The sequence below is a fragment of the Streptomyces rubellus genome (assembly GCF_036323805.1).
Taxonomy (GTDB): Bacteria; Actinomycetota; Actinomycetes; order Streptomycetales; family Streptomycetaceae; genus Streptomyces.
Window position 1 is genome coordinate 219,492 of sequence record NZ_JAZDCX010000004.1, and the last position, 16,698, is coordinate 236,189.

14 protein-coding genes are annotated in these 16,698 nt (G+C 73.6%); 5 read left to right on the plus strand and 9 right to left on the minus strand.

What is annotated here, in order from left to right; genetic code table 11:
• Positions 1 to 220 precede the first annotated feature (220 nt).
• The 4 genes from cobT to V1L54_RS06660 all read right to left on the minus strand — a co-directional run bounded on the left by cobT (position 221) and on the right by V1L54_RS06660 (position 6,618).
• Positions 221 to 3,493, minus strand: a complete 3,273-nt coding sequence (gene cobT / locus V1L54_RS06645; protein WP_330116931.1) for a nicotinate-nucleotide--dimethylbenzimidazole phosphoribosyltransferase — start codon at positions 3,491 to 3,493, stop codon at positions 221 to 223.
• Positions 3,494 to 3,750: 257 nt separating this feature from the next.
• Positions 3,751 to 4,992: a precorrin-6y C5,15-methyltransferase (decarboxylating) subunit CbiE gene (gene cbiE / locus V1L54_RS06650; RefSeq protein ID WP_330116932.1), complete on the minus strand. Its 1,242-nt coding sequence runs from the start codon at positions 4,990 to 4,992 to the stop codon at positions 3,751 to 3,753.
• A 193-nt stretch (positions 4,993 to 5,185) separates the two neighbouring features.
• Positions 5,186 to 5,821: a GNAT family N-acetyltransferase gene (locus V1L54_RS06655; RefSeq protein WP_330116933.1), complete on the minus strand. Its 636-nt coding sequence runs from the start codon at positions 5,819 to 5,821 to the stop codon at positions 5,186 to 5,188.
• A 137-nt stretch (positions 5,822 to 5,958) separates the two neighbouring features.
• Positions 5,959 to 6,618 (minus strand): HAD-IA family hydrolase, encoded by a 660-nt coding sequence (locus V1L54_RS06660; RefSeq protein ID WP_330116934.1) that lies wholly within the window; start codon positions 6,616 to 6,618, stop codon positions 5,959 to 5,961.
• An 82-nt stretch (positions 6,619 to 6,700) separates the two neighbouring features.
• Between V1L54_RS06660 and V1L54_RS06665 the strand changes: the two genes are divergently transcribed.
• The 3 genes from V1L54_RS06665 to V1L54_RS06675 all read left to right on the plus strand — a co-directional run bounded on the left by V1L54_RS06665 (position 6,701) and on the right by V1L54_RS06675 (position 9,153).
• Complete coding sequence (locus tag V1L54_RS06665) at positions 6,701 to 7,069, plus strand: hypothetical protein (protein WP_330116935.1); 369 nt, start codon at positions 6,701 to 6,703, stop codon at positions 7,067 to 7,069.
• Positions 7,062 to 7,523, plus strand: coding sequence for a hypothetical protein (locus tag V1L54_RS06670; RefSeq protein ID WP_443076514.1), 462 nt, complete (start codon positions 7,062 to 7,064; stop codon positions 7,521 to 7,523). Before V1L54_RS06665 ends, V1L54_RS06670 begins: the two co-directional genes overlap by 8 nt.
• A gap of 133 nt (positions 7,524 to 7,656) precedes the next feature.
• Positions 7,657 to 9,153 (plus strand): vanadium-dependent haloperoxidase, encoded by a 1,497-nt coding sequence (locus V1L54_RS06675; RefSeq protein WP_330116936.1) that lies wholly within the window; start codon positions 7,657 to 7,659, stop codon positions 9,151 to 9,153.
• An 87-nt stretch (positions 9,154 to 9,240) separates the two neighbouring features.
• On the opposite strand, the gene V1L54_RS06680 is transcribed toward V1L54_RS06675, so the two are convergent.
• The 4 genes from V1L54_RS06680 to V1L54_RS06695 form a co-directional block, all read right to left on the minus strand.
• Positions 9,241 to 9,744 carry a GNAT family N-acetyltransferase gene (locus tag V1L54_RS06680; RefSeq protein ID WP_330116937.1) on the minus strand — a complete coding sequence of 168 codons (504 nt, stop codon included), beginning with the start codon at positions 9,742 to 9,744 and terminating at the stop codon, positions 9,241 to 9,243.
• 93 nt (positions 9,745 to 9,837) lie between these two features.
• Complete coding sequence (locus V1L54_RS06685; RefSeq protein ID WP_330116938.1) at positions 9,838 to 10,284, minus strand: sigma-70 family RNA polymerase sigma factor; 447 nt, start codon at positions 10,282 to 10,284, stop codon at positions 9,838 to 9,840.
• Positions 10,285 to 10,582: 298 nt separating this feature from the next.
• Positions 10,583 to 11,722, minus strand: coding sequence for a glycerophosphodiester phosphodiesterase (locus tag V1L54_RS06690; RefSeq protein ID WP_330116939.1), 1,140 nt, complete (start codon positions 11,720 to 11,722; stop codon positions 10,583 to 10,585).
• A 451-nt stretch (positions 11,723 to 12,173) separates the two neighbouring features.
• On the minus strand, positions 12,174 to 13,439 hold the full coding sequence (locus V1L54_RS06695) for an acyl-CoA dehydrogenase family protein (protein WP_330116940.1): 1,266 nt from the start codon (positions 13,437 to 13,439) through the stop codon (positions 12,174 to 12,176).
• Positions 13,440 to 13,919: 480 nt separating this feature from the next.
• On the opposite strand from V1L54_RS06695, the gene V1L54_RS06700 reads away from it, so the two are divergent.
• Positions 13,920 to 15,503, plus strand: a complete 1,584-nt coding sequence (locus tag V1L54_RS06700) for a GMC family oxidoreductase (protein ID WP_330116941.1) — start codon at positions 13,920 to 13,922, stop codon at positions 15,501 to 15,503.
• A 42-nt stretch (positions 15,504 to 15,545) separates the two neighbouring features.
• Entirely contained in the window at positions 15,546 to 16,061 is a 516-nt protein-coding gene (locus tag V1L54_RS06705) for a nitroreductase family deazaflavin-dependent oxidoreductase (RefSeq protein WP_330116942.1), read from the plus strand.
• 422 nt (positions 16,062 to 16,483) lie between these two features.
• Here the strand turns inward: V1L54_RS06705 and V1L54_RS06710 are convergent, their stop codons facing one another.
• Complete coding sequence (locus V1L54_RS06710; protein ID WP_330116943.1) at positions 16,484 to 16,654, minus strand: hypothetical protein; 171 nt, start codon at positions 16,652 to 16,654, stop codon at positions 16,484 to 16,486.
• Positions 16,655 to 16,698: the final 44 nt, after the last annotated feature.

Genomic DNA, 16,698 nt, shown 5'->3' on the forward strand with positions numbered 1-16,698 from the left:
TCCGGCCCGCGGACCGGAGGGGGCCTTCGGCCGCTGCGGCGGTGGAGCGGCGGGGACGGGGCCGTCCGTACGGCGGCCGGAGGGTGGCGGAACGGACGGCGGGCCACGGGCAGCCTACGACGCTCCGCCCGCGCCCGCTGTGCCGCGGGTCACCGGCGCAGCGGGCACGTACGCGCGCCGGTGCGCCCCCGGACCTCGTCCGCGGGCGCACCGGTCCCGGTCAGTTCTTCTCGGTGACGCCCGCCGAGTCGAAGGTGGCGACCTCGTGCATGGCACGGGCCGCGCTCTGCACCACCGGCAGGGCCAGCAGCGCGCCCGTGCCCTCGCCGAGCCTCAGATCGAGGTCGATCAGCGGGCGCAGGCCCAGCTTGGCCAGCGCGGCGACATGGCCGGGCTCCGCACTGCGGTGGCCGGCGATGCAGGCCGCCAGGGCCTCGGGGGCGATGGCCCGGGCGACCAGGGCCGCCGCCCCCGCGCTCACCCCGTCCAGGATGACCGGGGTGCGCAGCGAGGCGCCGCCGAGGATCAGCCCGGCGAGCGCGGCGTGCTCCAGCCCGCCGACGGCGGCGAGGACGCCGAGGGGATCGGCCGCGTCGGGCCGGTGCAGTTCCAGGGCACGGCGCACGACGTCGATCTTGTGGGCGTGCATCTCGTCGCTGACGCCGGTGCCCCGGCCGGTGACCTCGGCCGGGTCGGCGCCGGTGAAGACGGCGACCAGCGCGGCGGAGACGGTGGTGTTGGCGATGCCCATCTCACCGGTGAGGAGCGCCTTGTTGCCCGCCGCGACCAGGTCGCGGGCGGTCTCGATGCCCACCTCCAGCGCACGCATCACCTCCTCGCGGGTGAGCGCGGGACCGGTCGTGAAGTCCGCCGTGCCGGACCGCACCTTGCGCGGCAGCAGCCCGGGCATGTTCGGCAGCTCGCCCGCCACGCCCACGTCGACCACACAGATCTCGGCACCGACCTGCCCCGCGAAGGCGTTGCAGACCGCACCGCCGGCCAGGAAGTTGGCGACCATCTGCGCCGTGACCTCCTGCGGCCAGGCGGTGACGCCCTGGGCGTGCACCCCGTGGTCCCCGGCGAAGACGGCGACGGCCGCCGGTTCGGGCACCGGTGGGGGACACCGCCGGGCCAGCCCGCTGAGCTGGGCGGAGATGATCTCCAGCATGCCCAGCGCGCCGGACGGCTTGGTCATCCGCTTCTGGCGCTCCCACGCCTCGCCGAGCGCCTTGGCGTCCAGCGGACGGATGCCCTGCAGGGTCTCGGTGAGCAGGTCGTGCGGCTGCTCGGCGCCCGGGAGCACCCGGCGGCCGTAGGACTCCTCGTGGACGACCCAGGACAGCGGACGGCGCTTGGACCAGCCCGCCTGCACCAGCTCGGGCTCGTCGGGGAAGGCGTCCACGTACCCGACGCACAGGTAGGCGACCACCTCCAGGTGCTCGGGCAGGCCGAGCACCCGCACCATCTCGCGCTCGTCGAAGAAGCTGACCCAGCCCACTCCCAGGCCCTCGGCACGGGCGGCGAGCCAGAGGTTCTCGACCGCCAGTGCCGAGGAGTACGGCGCCATCTGCGGCTGGGTGTGGCGGCCGAGCGTGTGACGGCCGCCGCGGGTGGGGTCGGCGGTGACGACGATGTTGACCGGGGTGTCGAGTATCGCCTCGACCTTCATCTCCCGGAACTGCTTGGCACGGCCCTTGGGCAGCGACATGGCGTACGCGTCCCGCTGGCGCATGGCCAGCTCGTGCATCGTCCGGCGGGTCTCCTCGGACCGGATGAGGACGAAGTCCCACGGCTGGGAGTGGCCGACGCTGGGGGCGGTGTGGGCCGCCTCCAGGACCCGCAGCAGCACCTCGTCCGGGATCGGGTCCGGGCGGAAGCCGTTGCGCACGTCGCGGCGCTCGCGCATCACCCGGTGCAGCGCCTCCCGCTCGGCCTCGCCGTAGCCGGGTGCGGGGCCACGGCCGGTGCCCTCCGCGGCGGTGTCCTCGCGCCCTTCCGGGACCTGCGGAGCGGGCTGCTCCTCCTCCGGTACGGCGGACTCCCGCACGGCCGGCTCCGGCACGGGAGCCGCGGCGGGCGCCGTGTCCTCCGCCGTCTGGCGGCTCTCCCCGTCCGCGGCCGCCGAACCGCCGTCGGCGGACGGCGGCGCGCTCTCCCGGCCCGCCGCGGGGACCTCCGCCGCGGCCCCGGCAGCGCTCTCCCCGGAGGGGGCGACCGGTACGGCCTCCATCACCTGGGGGCCGGCACCGGGCACGGACGCCATGGCGAGCTGCTGTTCGGGGGCCGGGACCGGCCCGGTGACCGGCGCACCGGCGGGTTCCGGGGCGGGCGGCCCGGCGGGCGCCTCGGCCGGGTCCTCGGCCCGCGGCCCGGCCTGGACCTCCGGCTGCGGGGCTTCCGGCGGTCCGGCCGGTTCCCCGGCGTCCTCCGCATCCGGTACGTCCGCCGGGCCCGCGGGCGTCGCGGTGTGCTGGGGCTCCGCGAGGTCCTGAGGCTCCGCGAAGTCCTGGGCCTGCTGTTCCGGGGTCGCGGCCGACGGTTCGGGAGCGGAGTGCGGCCCGGGCACGGTGGCCTCGGCCGTTCCGTCTGTTCCGGCCGGTTCGGCGGACGTGACGGGCTCTGCGGTCCCGGTCCCGGTCCCGGTCGCGGGGCCCGCGGCCTCGGGGAACGCGGCCTCGGGGAACGCCTCCGGTCCGGCCGGCGCCGGTGCCTGCTCCGGCGCCGGGGACGGGCTCTGCTCGGGCTCCGGGGCCGGGACCGGGGTCTGCGGCCAGCCGGCCGCCCCACCGTCCGGGGCCGGGATCGCGGCGAGGTCGGGGCCGGGCAGCGGCTCGGCGAACTCCCCGGTGGCCGGGCCCTGCTGCTCCGGAGCCGGGACCGGGGCGGAGGGCTGGGGAGCCCAGGCGTCCGCCGGCGCGGGCTCCTGCGGGAGTACGCCGGGCTGCGGGCCGGGCGGTTCCGCCGCTTCCGGCACGACGGCCCGGTCGCCGGTCACCGCGGGCCCCTCGTGGGCCACCTCGAAGGGCTCGGGCTCCGTCGTGTACGGCCCCGGCCGCCCCACCGGCGCGGTCTCCGGGAAACCGGGCGGAGCGGGCGGCGGGGTCGGGCCGCGGTCGGCGAGCGAGCGGACCATACCGGACTGCTCCGGCACGGGCGGTCCCAGATGCAGCGGACGGGGCGGGGTCGGGGTGGCGGACCGCGGAGCCCCGTGCTCGTGGCGCGCGGGCGGTACGGACGGCGCCGGGCCGGCCGGGGCCTGGCCCGGGCCGGGCGTCTCGTGCGGTCCGTGCGCGGGGGCGGACGGCACTGCCGCCGTCTCACCCCACGCCCCCTGGGCGCTGGGCAGCAGCAGGTCGTCCTCGTCGCCCGCCGGAACGCCGTCGGCGGGGTTCTCGAAGGTGTACGTGCCGGGCGCCGGTGCGACCGGCTGCTCCAGCTGCCCGCCCGCGCTCTCCGGCTGCCCCTCGCCGGGGACCTGGCCGGTGTCAGTCATGCGTACCCCTCGCCCATCGGTAGTGCTCCTTCCAACCCCAGCGGGTGGCGCGCCCGGCCGACGACGGCGGCGGCGGCGGACCGGGCCCGGTGTGGTGCGTATCCCGCCTGAACCATCCGGACATTGACGGACGAAGCATCAATCCCGGCTGGCGGCACAACGATCCATCAGCCTACCCGGCACCGGACGCCCGGGGTGCCGGGGGTGGGCCGGAAGGAGGGCCCGGATCCGGCCGGGCGCGAGCCGTACCGGCGGATTCACATCCGGCTTCCGGACAGCAGGAAGACGACCGAGCGGTCCCGTTCGGCCCACTCCCGGGTGTCCAGTTCCACGGCCTGGAGCAGCACGCACTCCACCGCGTAGCCGCCGTCCGCCAGCACCCGGCCGAGGGCCTCGGCCTCGTCCCGGGTGGCGGCGTGCGTGACGATCCGCCCGGGTCTGCGGTCGGCGCACGCGGCGACCGTGCGCGCTCCCCCGCCGCCGACCCGCACCACATCGGGTTCGGGAAGCCCCTCCAGGGCCAGGGGCGCGACGCCGGGCACGATCTGGAGCTGTACGCCGAAGCGCCGCGCGGCGGCGGACATCCGGGCGCAGGCGGCCGCGTCGCGTTCGACGGCCAGGACGGCCGAGCCGAAGCGGGCGGCCTCCACGGCGAGTGCCCCGTCGCCCGCCCCGACGTCCCACAGCAGGTCGCCGGGCCGGGGACCGAGCCGGGCCAGTTGCAGGGCCCGCAGCTGGGCCGGGGTCCCGTCGGTGGCGGAGGCCGTCCCCCGTACGCGGCCGGCCCCGGCGTACTCGGCGGCCGGCAGGGCCCAGCCGCGCACGGGCGGCGGATAACCGGCCCCGTGTCCGGCCAGCCAGCCGCCGCCCCGCTCAGGGACCGGCTCGGCGCCGGGAGTGCCGCCCACCACGATCACCACGTTGGGATCGCGCCAGACATGGTCGGCGGCCTTGTCCGAGGTCAGGACGGTGACCCGCTCGCGATCGGTGCCCAGTTCCTCGCAGATGACGAAGGTGCGGTGCACTCCCTCCAGCAGCAGGGCCAGTTCGGCGGGCCCGGCGCCGGGCGAGGTGAGGACGGCGACCTTGGGGTGCGCCCGGCAGACGTTGACGGCGCGGCGCAGCGTACGGCCGTGGGCGACGACGATCCGCGCGTCGTCCCAGGGCATCCCGGCGCGGGCGAAGGCGGCGGCGACGGAGGAGACCGCGGGGACGACCTCCACCTCCAGACCGTGTTCGGGTGCGCGCAGGGCGCGGACGACGCCGAAGAAGCCCGGGTCCCCGTCGGCGAGGACCACCGCGGTGCCGCGGTGCCCGGCGATGCGCCGGGCGGCCGCCGCCACACCGCCCAGCCGGATGCGCTCGGCGCCGGCCGGGACCTCGGGCAGGGCCAGATGATGGGCGGTACCGGCGACGAGAGTGGCCGCGCCGAGGGCGGCCCGGGCGGCCTCGGTCAGCGGCGAGCCGTCCCACCCGATCACGGTGACACGGTCGGCCATCGGCGGCTTTCTCCTGGGCGGGTCGCGGTACGGGGCGGGGCGCGCTGTGGTGTGCGCGGCGGTACGTGGAGCGGCGGTGCGCGGGGTGGTGCGGACGGGCGTGGGAACCGCCGCGGTGAGACTACCCCGGCCGGTGCGGGCCGTTGTGCCCGGGACGGCGGCGTCGGGCGGCCGGACGGTCAGCGCCGCGCGGTCAGCGCCACTCCGGGTGGGAGGAGTAGCCGGCCCCGGCCATCTCCCCGGGCGGTCCGTCCAGGTCCTCGGGGAGCAGGCTCCACACGATCAGATCGGTGCGTATGTCGGTCCAGCTCCCGTCCTCGGTGCGGGTCCGGGCTATCCAGGCGTTGCGCAGCACTCCCTCGCTGACGCAGCCGATCTTCTGGGCCACCTGCTGGGAGGCGGTGTTGTCGGCGGCGGTGCGGATCTCCAGCCGCTCGAACTTCCGGTCCAGGAACAGCCACTGGGTCGCGGCCAGCACCGACTCGGCCGCGTATCCCTCGCCGCGCGCCCAGGGCGCGATCACGTACGCCGCCTCGGCGGAGCGCACCCGCCAGTCCACCTTGCGCAGGTGGACGGTGCCGACCAGCCGCTGGGTGAGGAACTCGGTCACCGCGAAGACGATGCCGCGCCCCGCGGACCGTTCCCCGGGCGCCTGCCGGGTGATCCAGTCCCGGGCGTCGTCCTCGGTGTAGGGGACGGGGACGGAGGTCCAGGCGGTGACCAGTTCGTCGTTCATCATCTCCGTGAACTCGGGGACGTCCGTCTCGTCGAGGGGACGCAGCACGAGCCGCTCCGTCGTGATCGAGATCTCCGGGAGGATGGATGTCATGCGCCGCTCCAGACTGAAGGGGTCGAGTGCACAGCATGCAGCATCGTCCCGGTGGCGCGCAGCGCCGGACCCGGGCCGGTCGCCGTACACCGCCGGGCGGGCCGCGCGGGCCGCGGACGGCTGCCGGACGGGGCCGTTCACCGCCCCGCGGTGAGCTCCAGCCCGCCGTCCGCGATCCGTACGGACACCGCCGACAGATCGCCCACCACGAGGTCCGCGACGAGTTCGGCGCGCCGGTGGGTCGTGGTCAGCGCCACCGTCCGCATGCCCGCCGCGCGCCCGGCCGCCAGTCCGGCCGGGGCGTCCTCGAAGACCACGCAGCGGGCCGGGTCCACTCCCAGCTTCGCGGCGGCCAGCAGGTAGGGCTCGGGGTCGGGCTTGCCCCTGGTGATGTCGTCGGCGGTGACGACCAGCGGCGCGTCGATGCCCGCCCGCGCCAGCCGGGCGTCGGCGAGCGGACGGGTCGCGGAGGTGACGACGGCCCAGCGTCCGGCGGGCAGGGCGCCGGTCAGCTCCACGGCGCCGGGCAGCGGCGCCACCCCGCCCCCGTCCGGGCCCAGCGCGTCCTGCAGCTCCAGTTCCTCGATGCGGCGCAGCGCGCCGGGCACCCGGGCGGCGGGCAGCAGATCGGCGATGATCTCCGCGGCGGGGCGGCCGTGGAGCCCGACACGGTCGAAGTCCGCGGCGGACACCCCGTACTCCCCCGCCCAGCGGGTCCAGCAGCGGACCGTGGCGTCCAGGGAGGACAGCAGGGTGCCGTCGTTGTCGAAGAGCAGGGCGTCGGCGGAGATCCTCACGCGGGCCAGGGTACGGGGCCGCGCGGAGGGCGCTCGCCGGGGGGCCGTCCCGGCCGGGTTCCGCCCGTAATACAGTGCCGACATGCTCATCCCGCTGACGGTCGCGGTCGCCGTGGCCGCGCTCGCCCTGGCCGCCTGGTGCGGCTTCGCGGCCTACCGGGACCAGCCGACCAAGGACTGGCACTTCGCCGGCATGGCCCTGGTGACCCTGCTCGCACTGGTCCAGTTGGTCGTCGGGATCGTACGGCTGGCGGGCGGCGCGGAGCCGACGGGCGGCACGGCGGTCTTCGTCGGCTATCTGCTGGGTGTCGTGGCCTGCCTGCCCGCGGTCGGCTTCCTGTCGCTGGCCGAGCGCACCCGCTGGGGTTCGGCGACGGTGGCCGCGGGCGCGGTGGTGATGGCGGTGCTCCAGGTGCGGCTGTACGACGTGTGGGGAGGCGGCAGTGGCTGAGCGGCCCCCGGCCGGCCCCGGGTCCGGATCCCCGTCCCCGGCGCCCGCCGCGCGGAGCGCCCCGGCGGGCCTGGGGCACGGCCCGGGCCGGCTGCTGCTCACGCTGTACGGGGTCTTCGCCGTCGGCGCGACCTCCCGCTCGGTCTACCAGCTCTCGACGCGCTTCCAGGAGGCGCCGCTCGCCTATCTGCTCTCGGCGGCGGCCGCGGTGGTGTACGTGGTCATCACCGTCGCCCTGGCGCGCGGCGGCGAGGGCGCCCGCCGGGTGGCGCTGGTCTGCTGTGGCGCGGAACTGGCCGGAGTGCTGACGGTGGGGACCTGGACCGTGCTCGACCCGGCGACCTTCCCGGACCAGACGGTCTGGTCCCAGTACGGCCTGGGCTACCTGCTGCTTCCCCTGGTCCTGCCGGTCGTCGGCCTGGTGTGGCTGCGGCGCTCGCGCCGGCCGGCGTAGCCGCGCGACCGGACGGCCGCCGCGGGAAACCGCGCTGTTTCGGTCATCCTGGAACGGAAGGCAACCTTCCGGCGCACTTTCCACGTTTCTCCCCGTAGAGCGCACCACTCGCTTCACATCCACGGGGGAACACATGAGTGAGCGTCGTTTCCATGCCCGCGACCTGCGGGTGCAGGCGGCCGAGGCCGAGTTCGCACGGCCCGTACCGCAGCAGCTCAACAACGGGGAGGAATCCGACCACCCGTACATCGCCAACTTCTCCAAGGGCCTTCCGCACGACGGGAACGGCGAGGTCGACCCGGCCGCCTACCGGCTGCTGCTCAGGGCGCTGCACACCGGGCGCCCCGAGGACTTCGAACGCGTCCCGCTGGGCGGCGACCGCAAGCTGGTCAACCCGCAGTCCGGGCTCGGCTTCGACCTCCAGGGGCCCGACCCGCAGGCGGTGACGGTGCCGCCCGCGCCGCGCGTCGACAGCGCGTGGCACTCCGCCGAGGCGGTCGAGCTGTACTGGATGGCGCTCCTGCGGGACGTGCCGTTCACCGACTTCGGCCGCAGCGACCTGGCGGAGGAGGCCGCCGCCGAACTGAGCCGGCTGTCGGACTTCCGCGGCCCCCGGCAGGGCGGCACGGTGACCTGGGCCACCCTCTTCCGCGGTGACACCCGGGGGGATCTCGCGGGGCCGTACCTCTCCCAGTTCCTGCTGCGCGACATCCGCTACGGCACACTGCTGATCCCGCAGCGGCTGGACACCCTCGAGCACCCGAAGGACCACCTCACCGACTTCGGCTCCTGGCTGGCCGTGCAGAACGGCTGCCGGCCCGCTGACGACAAACGCAACTTCGAGGACCGGCGCTACATCCGCACCCCGCGCGAGCTGGCGCACTACGTGCACTTCGACGCGCTGTACCAGGCGTACCTCAACGCCTGTCTGATCCTGCTGGATTCGGGCGCGCCGGTGGACGCGGGCAACCCGTACGCCTTCTCCGGCAACCAGGAGGGCTTCGGCACCTACGGCGGTCCGCATGTGCTGTCGCTGGTCACCGAGGTGGCCACCCGGGCGCTCAAGGCGGTCTGGTACCAGAAGTGGTACGTGCACCGGCGGCAGCGGCCGGAGGAGTTCGGCGGGCGGCTGCACCTGCATCTCAGCGGCAGGCGGGAGTACCCCCTCGACGAGGAGGTGCTCGGTTCGGCCGCGGTCAAGCGGGTCCACGACGTCACCGGCAGCTACCTGCTGCCGCAGGCGTTCCCCGAGGGCAGTCCGGTCCACCCCGCCTACGGCGCCGGGCACGCCACCGTCGCCGGGGCGTGCACCACGGTGCTCAAGGCGTGGTTCGACGAGTCGCACGTCCTCGCCGACCCGGTCGTGCCCTCCGCCGACGGCCTCCGGCTGGAGCCGTACGCCGGGGACGACAGCGGCCGGCTCACCGTGGGCGGGGAGCTCAACAAGCTCGCCGCCAACATAGCCATCGGCCGCAACATGGGCGGCGTCCACTGGCGTTCGGACTACTCCGCGTCGGTGCGGCTGGGCGAGGAGATCGCCATGGGAGTGCTGCGGGAGGTGAAGCGCTCCACCCGGGAGGACGCCTCCTTCTCGCTGAGCCGCTTCGACGGCACCACGACCACCCTCTGAGCGGCCGCGGGTGCCGGGGAAAGCCCGCGGGCGGGCGGACGACACCACCGTCCGTCCGCCCGCGGGGCCCGCTCCGTGCGCTCCGGGTCAGGCGCTGGCCGCGTAGTCCTGGGAGACGGCCGCCTTCTCCATGGTGATCAGGCTCAGCCGGGGGGAGACCCGCTCGGTGGACACCGGGATGTAGCCCAGTCCCCGGTAGAGACGGAGGTTGTTGTCGCTGCGGTGGCCGGTGAACAGCCGGTAGCGCTTGGCGGAGCGTTCCTCCGCCAGCCGCTCCTCGAGCGCCGCCAGCAGCCGCCTGCCGAGGCCGTGCCCCTGCATGCGGGGGTGCACGATCAGCTTGTCGATCATGGCGGTGCCGTCGTCCTCCACCCGGCCGCGTACCGAGCCGACGACCTCCTCGCCGAGCCGGGCCACGAGTACGCAGCCGCGGGCCAGTTCGGCGCGCAGGTCGTCGAGGGACTGGGTGAGCGGCTCGATGGCGTAGTCGCCGTACAGCGCCGCCTCGGACTGGTAGCACAGGTACTGCAGTTTGAGGATCTGCTCGGCGTCGTTCTCTCTCGCCGCAGAGATGGCCACGCTCATTCCCATGTGCGCACGTCTCCCTCTGGATGGTCGTGTCCGGGCGCACGTGTGGGATGAGGGTCGCGCACCCGAACTGTCTGCCCTGATGACGCCGGTGGTTTACCGCACCTTTCCCCGGACTTCGGGGAGCGCAACCTCCGTCGTGAGCATTGTGCGCAGGCAACCGACGCAACGGGAACGAGTCGGTCCGAGACTGCCCTGTGAGATTCCCAACTCACGGGCCACTTCCCGGTAGGTGGGGTTGCGGTACGACAGCAGCGCGGTGAGCAGTTCGGGGCACCGTCCGGGCAGCCGCCCGATCGCCGTGCGGAGGGACCGCAGCCGCTCCGCGCGCAGGAGCCGGTCCTCCGGGCCGCCGGCCCCGGTGCTTCCGGCGCCGTGCACCCCGCCGTCCGCGGGGCTGTCCGTCACCGGGTCGTAGGCCGTCTCGCGCCGGACCCTGCGGCGGACGGCGCGGACCTCGGCCCGTACCGCCGTCCGCAGCCAGCGGGCCGGGTGGGGCGGCGCCCCGGCCGTCCGGCCGTGTTCCAGCCAGCGCAGCCACACGGCCTGTTCCAGATCGGCCGGTTCGATCCCCAGTCCCGCCGCCTCCGCGGCGCACTCGGCCGCCAGCAGGGGGTGGAGATCCGCCGGGAGGGGGGGTGGGAGAGACGCCGGGAGGGGTGGTGGGGAGGACCGCGGGAGGCGGCCCGGGCCGCCGGGCGGACCGGGTCGTGAGTCGTGCGGGATCACGGCTGTCCGGACCGCCGTCCGTGGCCGGCCGGTTGCGCCGGCCGCCGATGATCACCCGGAAAGGTGGCGCACCGGCGGCCGGCGCGGCCGTGCCGTGTCCCGGCCGGCCGGGTCAGTCCCGGCGGAAGTCCCCGGCGGCCAGCAGCGCCGTGTCCGGGTGGTCGGTGAAGATGCCATCGATTCCGGTGGCGAAGTACGTCCGCAGGGCGCCGAAGGCGTCCCCGTAGGCGTCGGGGTCGGTCCCCCGGCGGAAATCGGCCGGCAGGAAGCGGTTCTCGTTGCGCAGGGTGTACGGGTGGAGCACCAGGCCCCGGGCGTGGGCGTCGCGCACCAGGGAGGTGGGCTCGCCCAGCCGTCCCCCGGCGTCCCGGGGGATCACCAGGTCGAGGGTGGGGCCGATGCCCTGGGCGAAGCGGGAGATCCACCGCAGCCCGGCGGGCGTGACCAGATCGGCCACGGTGCGCGGGTCACCGGACTCGGTGAAGTCCCACGGCCGGGAGGAGGCCGACGACAGCAGCACCACCCGCGGGGTGTCCACCAGTTCGCTCATCCGCCGCATGCTGCCCGGCTCGAAGGACTGCAGGAACGTCGGCGAGCCGGCGCGGTGCCGCCCGTACCGGCGCAGCAGCCTCGCCAGCGGCTCCTCCAGGCCCAGCCCCAGCTTCCGGAAGTAACTCGGGTGCTTGGTCTCGATGTGCAGCCACACCGGCCGGCCGCGCTCGCGGCCCGCGCGGTCCGCCCACGCCAGCACCTCCGTCAGGGAGGGCACCGTCCAGCGGCCGTCGTAGAGGGTGTTGTGGGGCCGGGTGCCGGGGATGCGCTCGGTGGCGCGCAGCGTCTTCAGCTCGGCGAGGGTGAAGTCCTCGGTGAACCAGCCGGTGAGCCGGGTGCCGTCCACCGTCTTCGTCGTCCTCCGGCCGGCGAACTCCGGGTGGTCGGCCACGTCCGTGGTGCCGGTGATGTCGTTCTCGTGACGGCACACCAGATGGCCGTCCCGGGTGGGGACCACGTCCTGCTCGATGACGTCCGCACCCATGGCGAGGGCGAGTTCGTACGCCCCCATGGTGTGCTCGGGCCGGTAGCCGCTGGCGCCCCGGTGGGCGATGACGGCGGGCGCCGGCAGCCGGTTCCCGCGGCCCCGGCCGCCGCCCCGCTCCGCCGCCGCGGCGGTACCGCCCAGCGCCGCCGCCCCCGCGCCCAGCGCCGCCGCTCCCAGTACGGTTCTGCGGCCCGGCCGCTGCACCTGTCCCATGGGCACTCTCCCTCTCACCCGTCTGTGGCGGCCGGGCGCGGTTCCCCGCACACGGCCGCCCGCACGTATCCGTTCCGTGCCCGGCGGGCGGCGGAACCCGCGCATGGTAGGTGTGCGTCCTTTTCGGCCAGGAGACCGCGGACGGAACGGGGCACGAACGGCCGGGGAAACGCCCCCGTTCCCGGGTATCCGTGAAGGGGGGGCGGAGGAGACACGCGCGAAACGGACCCTCCCGTGCAAGGCGAGGTGCCCGCTTCCACCGCAGTTTCCTGTTCCCGCCGTACTCCGGCCGGCCCCGACAGGCCTGCTCCGGGAGAGGCGCACGGTGAGCCGAAGCAGCCGCGGGCCGCCGGTCTTACCGATGGGCGCGGTGCAGCCGAACCGGGACCGGGTCTCGATCGCCTCCAACACCTGACCGCGTCGGCCGTCGTCGAGAACTTCCCCGCCCGAGTCAGTCGAGGTGGGCGGCGCCGATCAAGGCGAGCAGGTCGTTCTCGCCATCGGCGACCTTGAAGGACTTGGCGTCGCGGAGCAGCTTCTCCGGGTAGAAGACGTACCCGTCGGCGAGTCGCACGCCTTCGCGTTGAGTGGCGCGAGCACCACAGAGCTGGACAGCGATGTCGCAGACCTCGAAGGCGGTGTCCGTTGCGAACACCTTGCTGGCGCAGGAATGCGCGAGCGACCCGATCCCACCCTCGTCGGCCATGCCGTAGTTGTAGGTGTAGACGGCCCGCGTCATCGCGCGGGCGGCTTCGAGTTTGGTGAACATCCGGAAGACGCGGAGCTGAGTGGCCTGGTGGTCGCGCAGCGGCCTGCCGCCCTGCACCCGTTCACGGGTGTAGCGCACCGCGCCCTCGTATGCCGCGCGCCCGGTGCCGAACGCCAGCAGTGCCATGGAGACACTCGCCATGGCGTGGGTCGCGTGCATCGCCGTGGCATAGGCGTCCTCGCCGACGAGCATGTAGTCCTCGGGGATGCGCACGGCGTTGAAGGTGAGCTGTGCCTGGTTCATCGACCGCAAGCCCAGCTTGTCCAGTGGCGCGCCCCTGGTGACCCCGTCGTGGTCCAGCGGGACGATGGCGATGCCGCCGCGGGCCAGACCCGTGGAGTCGAGAGTGCAGCACACGAGCGCGTGGGAGGCGGTCAGCGTGCAGCTGACCCAGGCGGCTTTCCGCCCGTCCATCACCCAGCCGTCTCCGTCCTTGCGGGCGGTGACGTCGCCGCCGGCGACGGTCAGCGAGGGCGTGTGGGCCGCCATCATGTCCGAGCCGTGGTTGGGCTCGGTGATGGCGAAGCAACTCGACCACTCCGGGCGCTCGCCGGAGAAGTAGGGGCGGCTCAGTTCCTCGACGAGCCGTGGACTACCGGAGTTGTGGGCGTACTGGAACACCAGTGGGGCAATGAACAGACTGGTGGCCAAGCCGGCGTCACCTGTGGCGAGTTCCTCCAGGACCAGGTACTCCTCCAGCCGGGTGAGCCCGGGACCGCCGTACTCCGGAGGCGCTGTCAGGCTCATGAAGCCCCCATCCCGAGCCCTGGCCATGAACTCGAAATAGGGCGATCCGGGCGCCACCGCTTCCTCGGGGCTCATCAGATCGAGTTGATGACCGATCGGAACGGCGCACTCGCTCGCGAACGCCCTGGCCCGACTCTGCCACTCCTTGGCCTTCTCGGAGATGGAGAGGTCGAGTTCGACGAACGGTTCGTTCTGAGTCATCCCGCACGCTCCTCTGATTGCATCGTGCACTCCGGGGGAGGTCAAAATTCCGCGCCGCATACCGAGGCGAGCCTGCCGCCCGTGACGCCGAACAGGAGGTCGCCGACGGCCTTTTGCAGGTGGAATATCAACTCCTCCGGCATCGAGTCACTCCGCTTTCGCGGCGCACGGAAATCACCTCACGCCACCTCGCCATTTCAAGGGCAATCAGACCGGTCTGGGCATCTCCAAAGGGGTCGACACGGGAGATCGCAATAATCAGACGGCGACATACAAGGCGTCAAGTGGTCGTTCGGGAAGATTTTTCAGTTTTTTCGGGCAACAACGCGGCACATATGTTCTGTTTTATATTCAACCCCTTGACCCTCTTATGAGAGATGCGGGAATGTGTCGGCCGCGCGGTACGGAAACTGCCGGCGAAGGTCGCATTTCGCGAGCTTGAGCAGCGCCTGCCCATCTTCCACGTCAAGGACAGCCTTCATGGACGCAACCTATGACTACCTGGTGGTCGGCGCGGGTTCCGCCGGCTGTGCGGTCGCCGCTCGCCTCGCCGCCGATCCTCAGGCGCGGGTCGCGCTGGTCGAAGCGGGAGGGCCGGACCAGGACCCGGCGATCAGGATTCCCATCGCGTTCCCGACGCTCTTCGGCAGCGAACACGACTGGGACTACCGCACCACGCCGCAGCCCGGCCTGGCCGGACGCGTCATCCGCTGTCCACGAGGCCGTGTCCTCGGCGGCAGCTCGTCGATCAACGCGAGCGTCTGGACGCGCGGCCACCGGGCCGACTTCGACGGATGGGCGGCCTCCGGCGGCTCCGGCTGGTCCTACGACGACGTCGAGCCGTACTTCCGCCGCGCCGAGCACCGCACCGGGGGCAACGGCTCGGGCGTCTACGGCACAGGCGGCCCGCTGTACGTGGAGGACGTTCGCGGTGAGTCCGAGGCCACCGAGGCCTTTCTCGCGGCCTGCGCGGAACTCGGACTCCCCAGCGCGAAGGACGTGAACGCCGCGGACAACACCGGGGCCGCGCGCATACCGACCACCCAGCGCCGCGGTGAGCGCTGGAGCTCCGCCGACGGCTACCTGCGCTCCACCAGCCACCCCGACCTCGACGTCCTCACCCACCTGCACGTGCAGCGGATCACCATCGCCGACCGGCGTGCCACAGGCATCGAGGCCCTCGCCCAGGACGGCCGGCCGGTGACGCTCACCGCCCGGCGCGAGGTCATCGTCAGTTCAGGCGCCATCAACTCGCCCCAGCTGCTCATGCTGTCCGGTATCGGGCCCGCCGACCACCTCGCGGAGCACGGCATCGAGTGCGTGAGCCCGTTGCCCGGTGTCGGAAGCGGACTGCAGGACCACCTCTTCACGCCACTGATCGTCCACTGTCCTCAGCCGGTCACGCTGGCGTCGGCAGGCGATCAGGCCGCGGTCGAGGCCTACAAGCTGCACCGCCGGGGTCCGATGACCTCCAATGTGGCGGAGGCGGCCTGCTTCCTCCCCAGCGACGCCGGTCAGTCCGCTCCCGACCTGGAGCTCAGCTTCCTCCCGGTCGCCTTCGTCAACCATGGCCTCGAACCACCGTCCGACCACGCGCTGACCATCGCCGTCGTCCTGTTGCAGCCGCACAGCACCGGGTACGTCCGCCTGCGCTCCGCCTCTCCCGCCGACGCGCCCGAGCTCGATCCCGGCTACCTGTCCGACCCGGCGGGCGACGACATCCGACGGCTGACCCACGGTCTGGGGATCGCCCGGAGCATGTTCGGCACCGCCGCGCTCGCCCCCTACACCGGCGAACCGTGGTACCCGGACCTCGACCTCGACGACTCGGACAGCGTCGAGCACCACATCCGCCGCCGCACGGACACCGTCTACCACCCGGTGGGCACCTGTCGGATGGGCGCGGACGACGGCGCGGTGGTCGACGCGGAACTCCGCGTCCACGGCGTGTCCGGCCTCCGGGTCGTCGACGCCTCCGTCATGCCGCGCATCACCCGAGGGCACACCCACGCCCCGACCGTCATGATCGCCGAACGTGCCGCCGACCTCGTCCGCGGCACGTGATCCCGCGCCTTCGCCCCTCGCCCACGAACACCGGAAAGGCCCATGGTCCGCACACGTGTCAGCGCTCTTTCATGGAAGCTCATGGTCCGGCTGGCTCCCGAGCCGTGGTTCATCACCGTCATGCGCACCGCGATGGTCCCCGCCGACAGGTTCCTGCTCGCCCGCACCAAAGGACGCTTCAGTGTCGGCGGCACCACCGGAGCCGGCACCCTGCTGCTCACCACCACCGGCCGCCGCACCGGGCAACCGCGTTCCACTCCGCTGTTCTACAAGCCACACGGTGACACGTTCGCCGTCGTCGCGTCGAACTTCGGGCGCCGGAACCACCCCGCCTGGTCCACCAACCTGCTCGCCACTCCACACGCGACGGTCACCGTGGGCAACCGCGTCGTGCCCGTCACGGCCCGACTGCTCGCCGGAGAGGAACACGACGAAGTCTGGCGGTACTTCACCAGTTTCGGCCCCGCGTACCAGAACTACCTCGACACCAGTGGCCGCAACGTCTTCCGCGTCTTCGCCCTCGACAGGACCGAGAGCGGTGGAACCAGCGGGGCATGAAGACGGACATCACGTTCCGGAGCGGCGGGCTGACGCTCGCCGGGCACCCGCATCCGCCCGACGGCCATCAGAAGGACCGTCTCCCGGCCGCCGTGGTGTCTCGCCCGCGGGGAGGAGCGAAGGAGCGGACCGCCACCGTCCACGCCGGGCGCCTGGCCCAGCGGGGTTCCGCCGCACCGGCCTTCGGCGCCGCGCACCACGGTGAGAGCGAGGGCGAGCCGCGTCTCCTGGAGAACCCCCTCCAGCTCAGCGAGGACGTCGTCCGGGGCATGCTCGGCACGGTGGGACGGCTGCGGACAGCGGAGGCCCGCGGCGAGGACGTGTTCCTGGCACCCGTCGTCCCCGAGACACCGGAGGAGCTGACGGGCATGCCACCCGTACCGGGAGGGCTGGGAGCACTGCCTCACCTCGCGCGGTGGGCATCACCGGCCGGTGAACCGGCTCGCGGTCCGCGGCATCGGCCACATCGCGCGGTTCGGTCCGTACACGATGATCCACCTCATCTCGCCCCGCCCGTTGCTGATGACCGGCGGCAGCGAGTCCGGCACCGGCTGCTTCAGCAGCCAGTCGATCGAGAAGGCCACCGAAACCAAGGAGCTGTCCTGGGTCGACGGCGCGCCCCGTAACAGACCTCCGC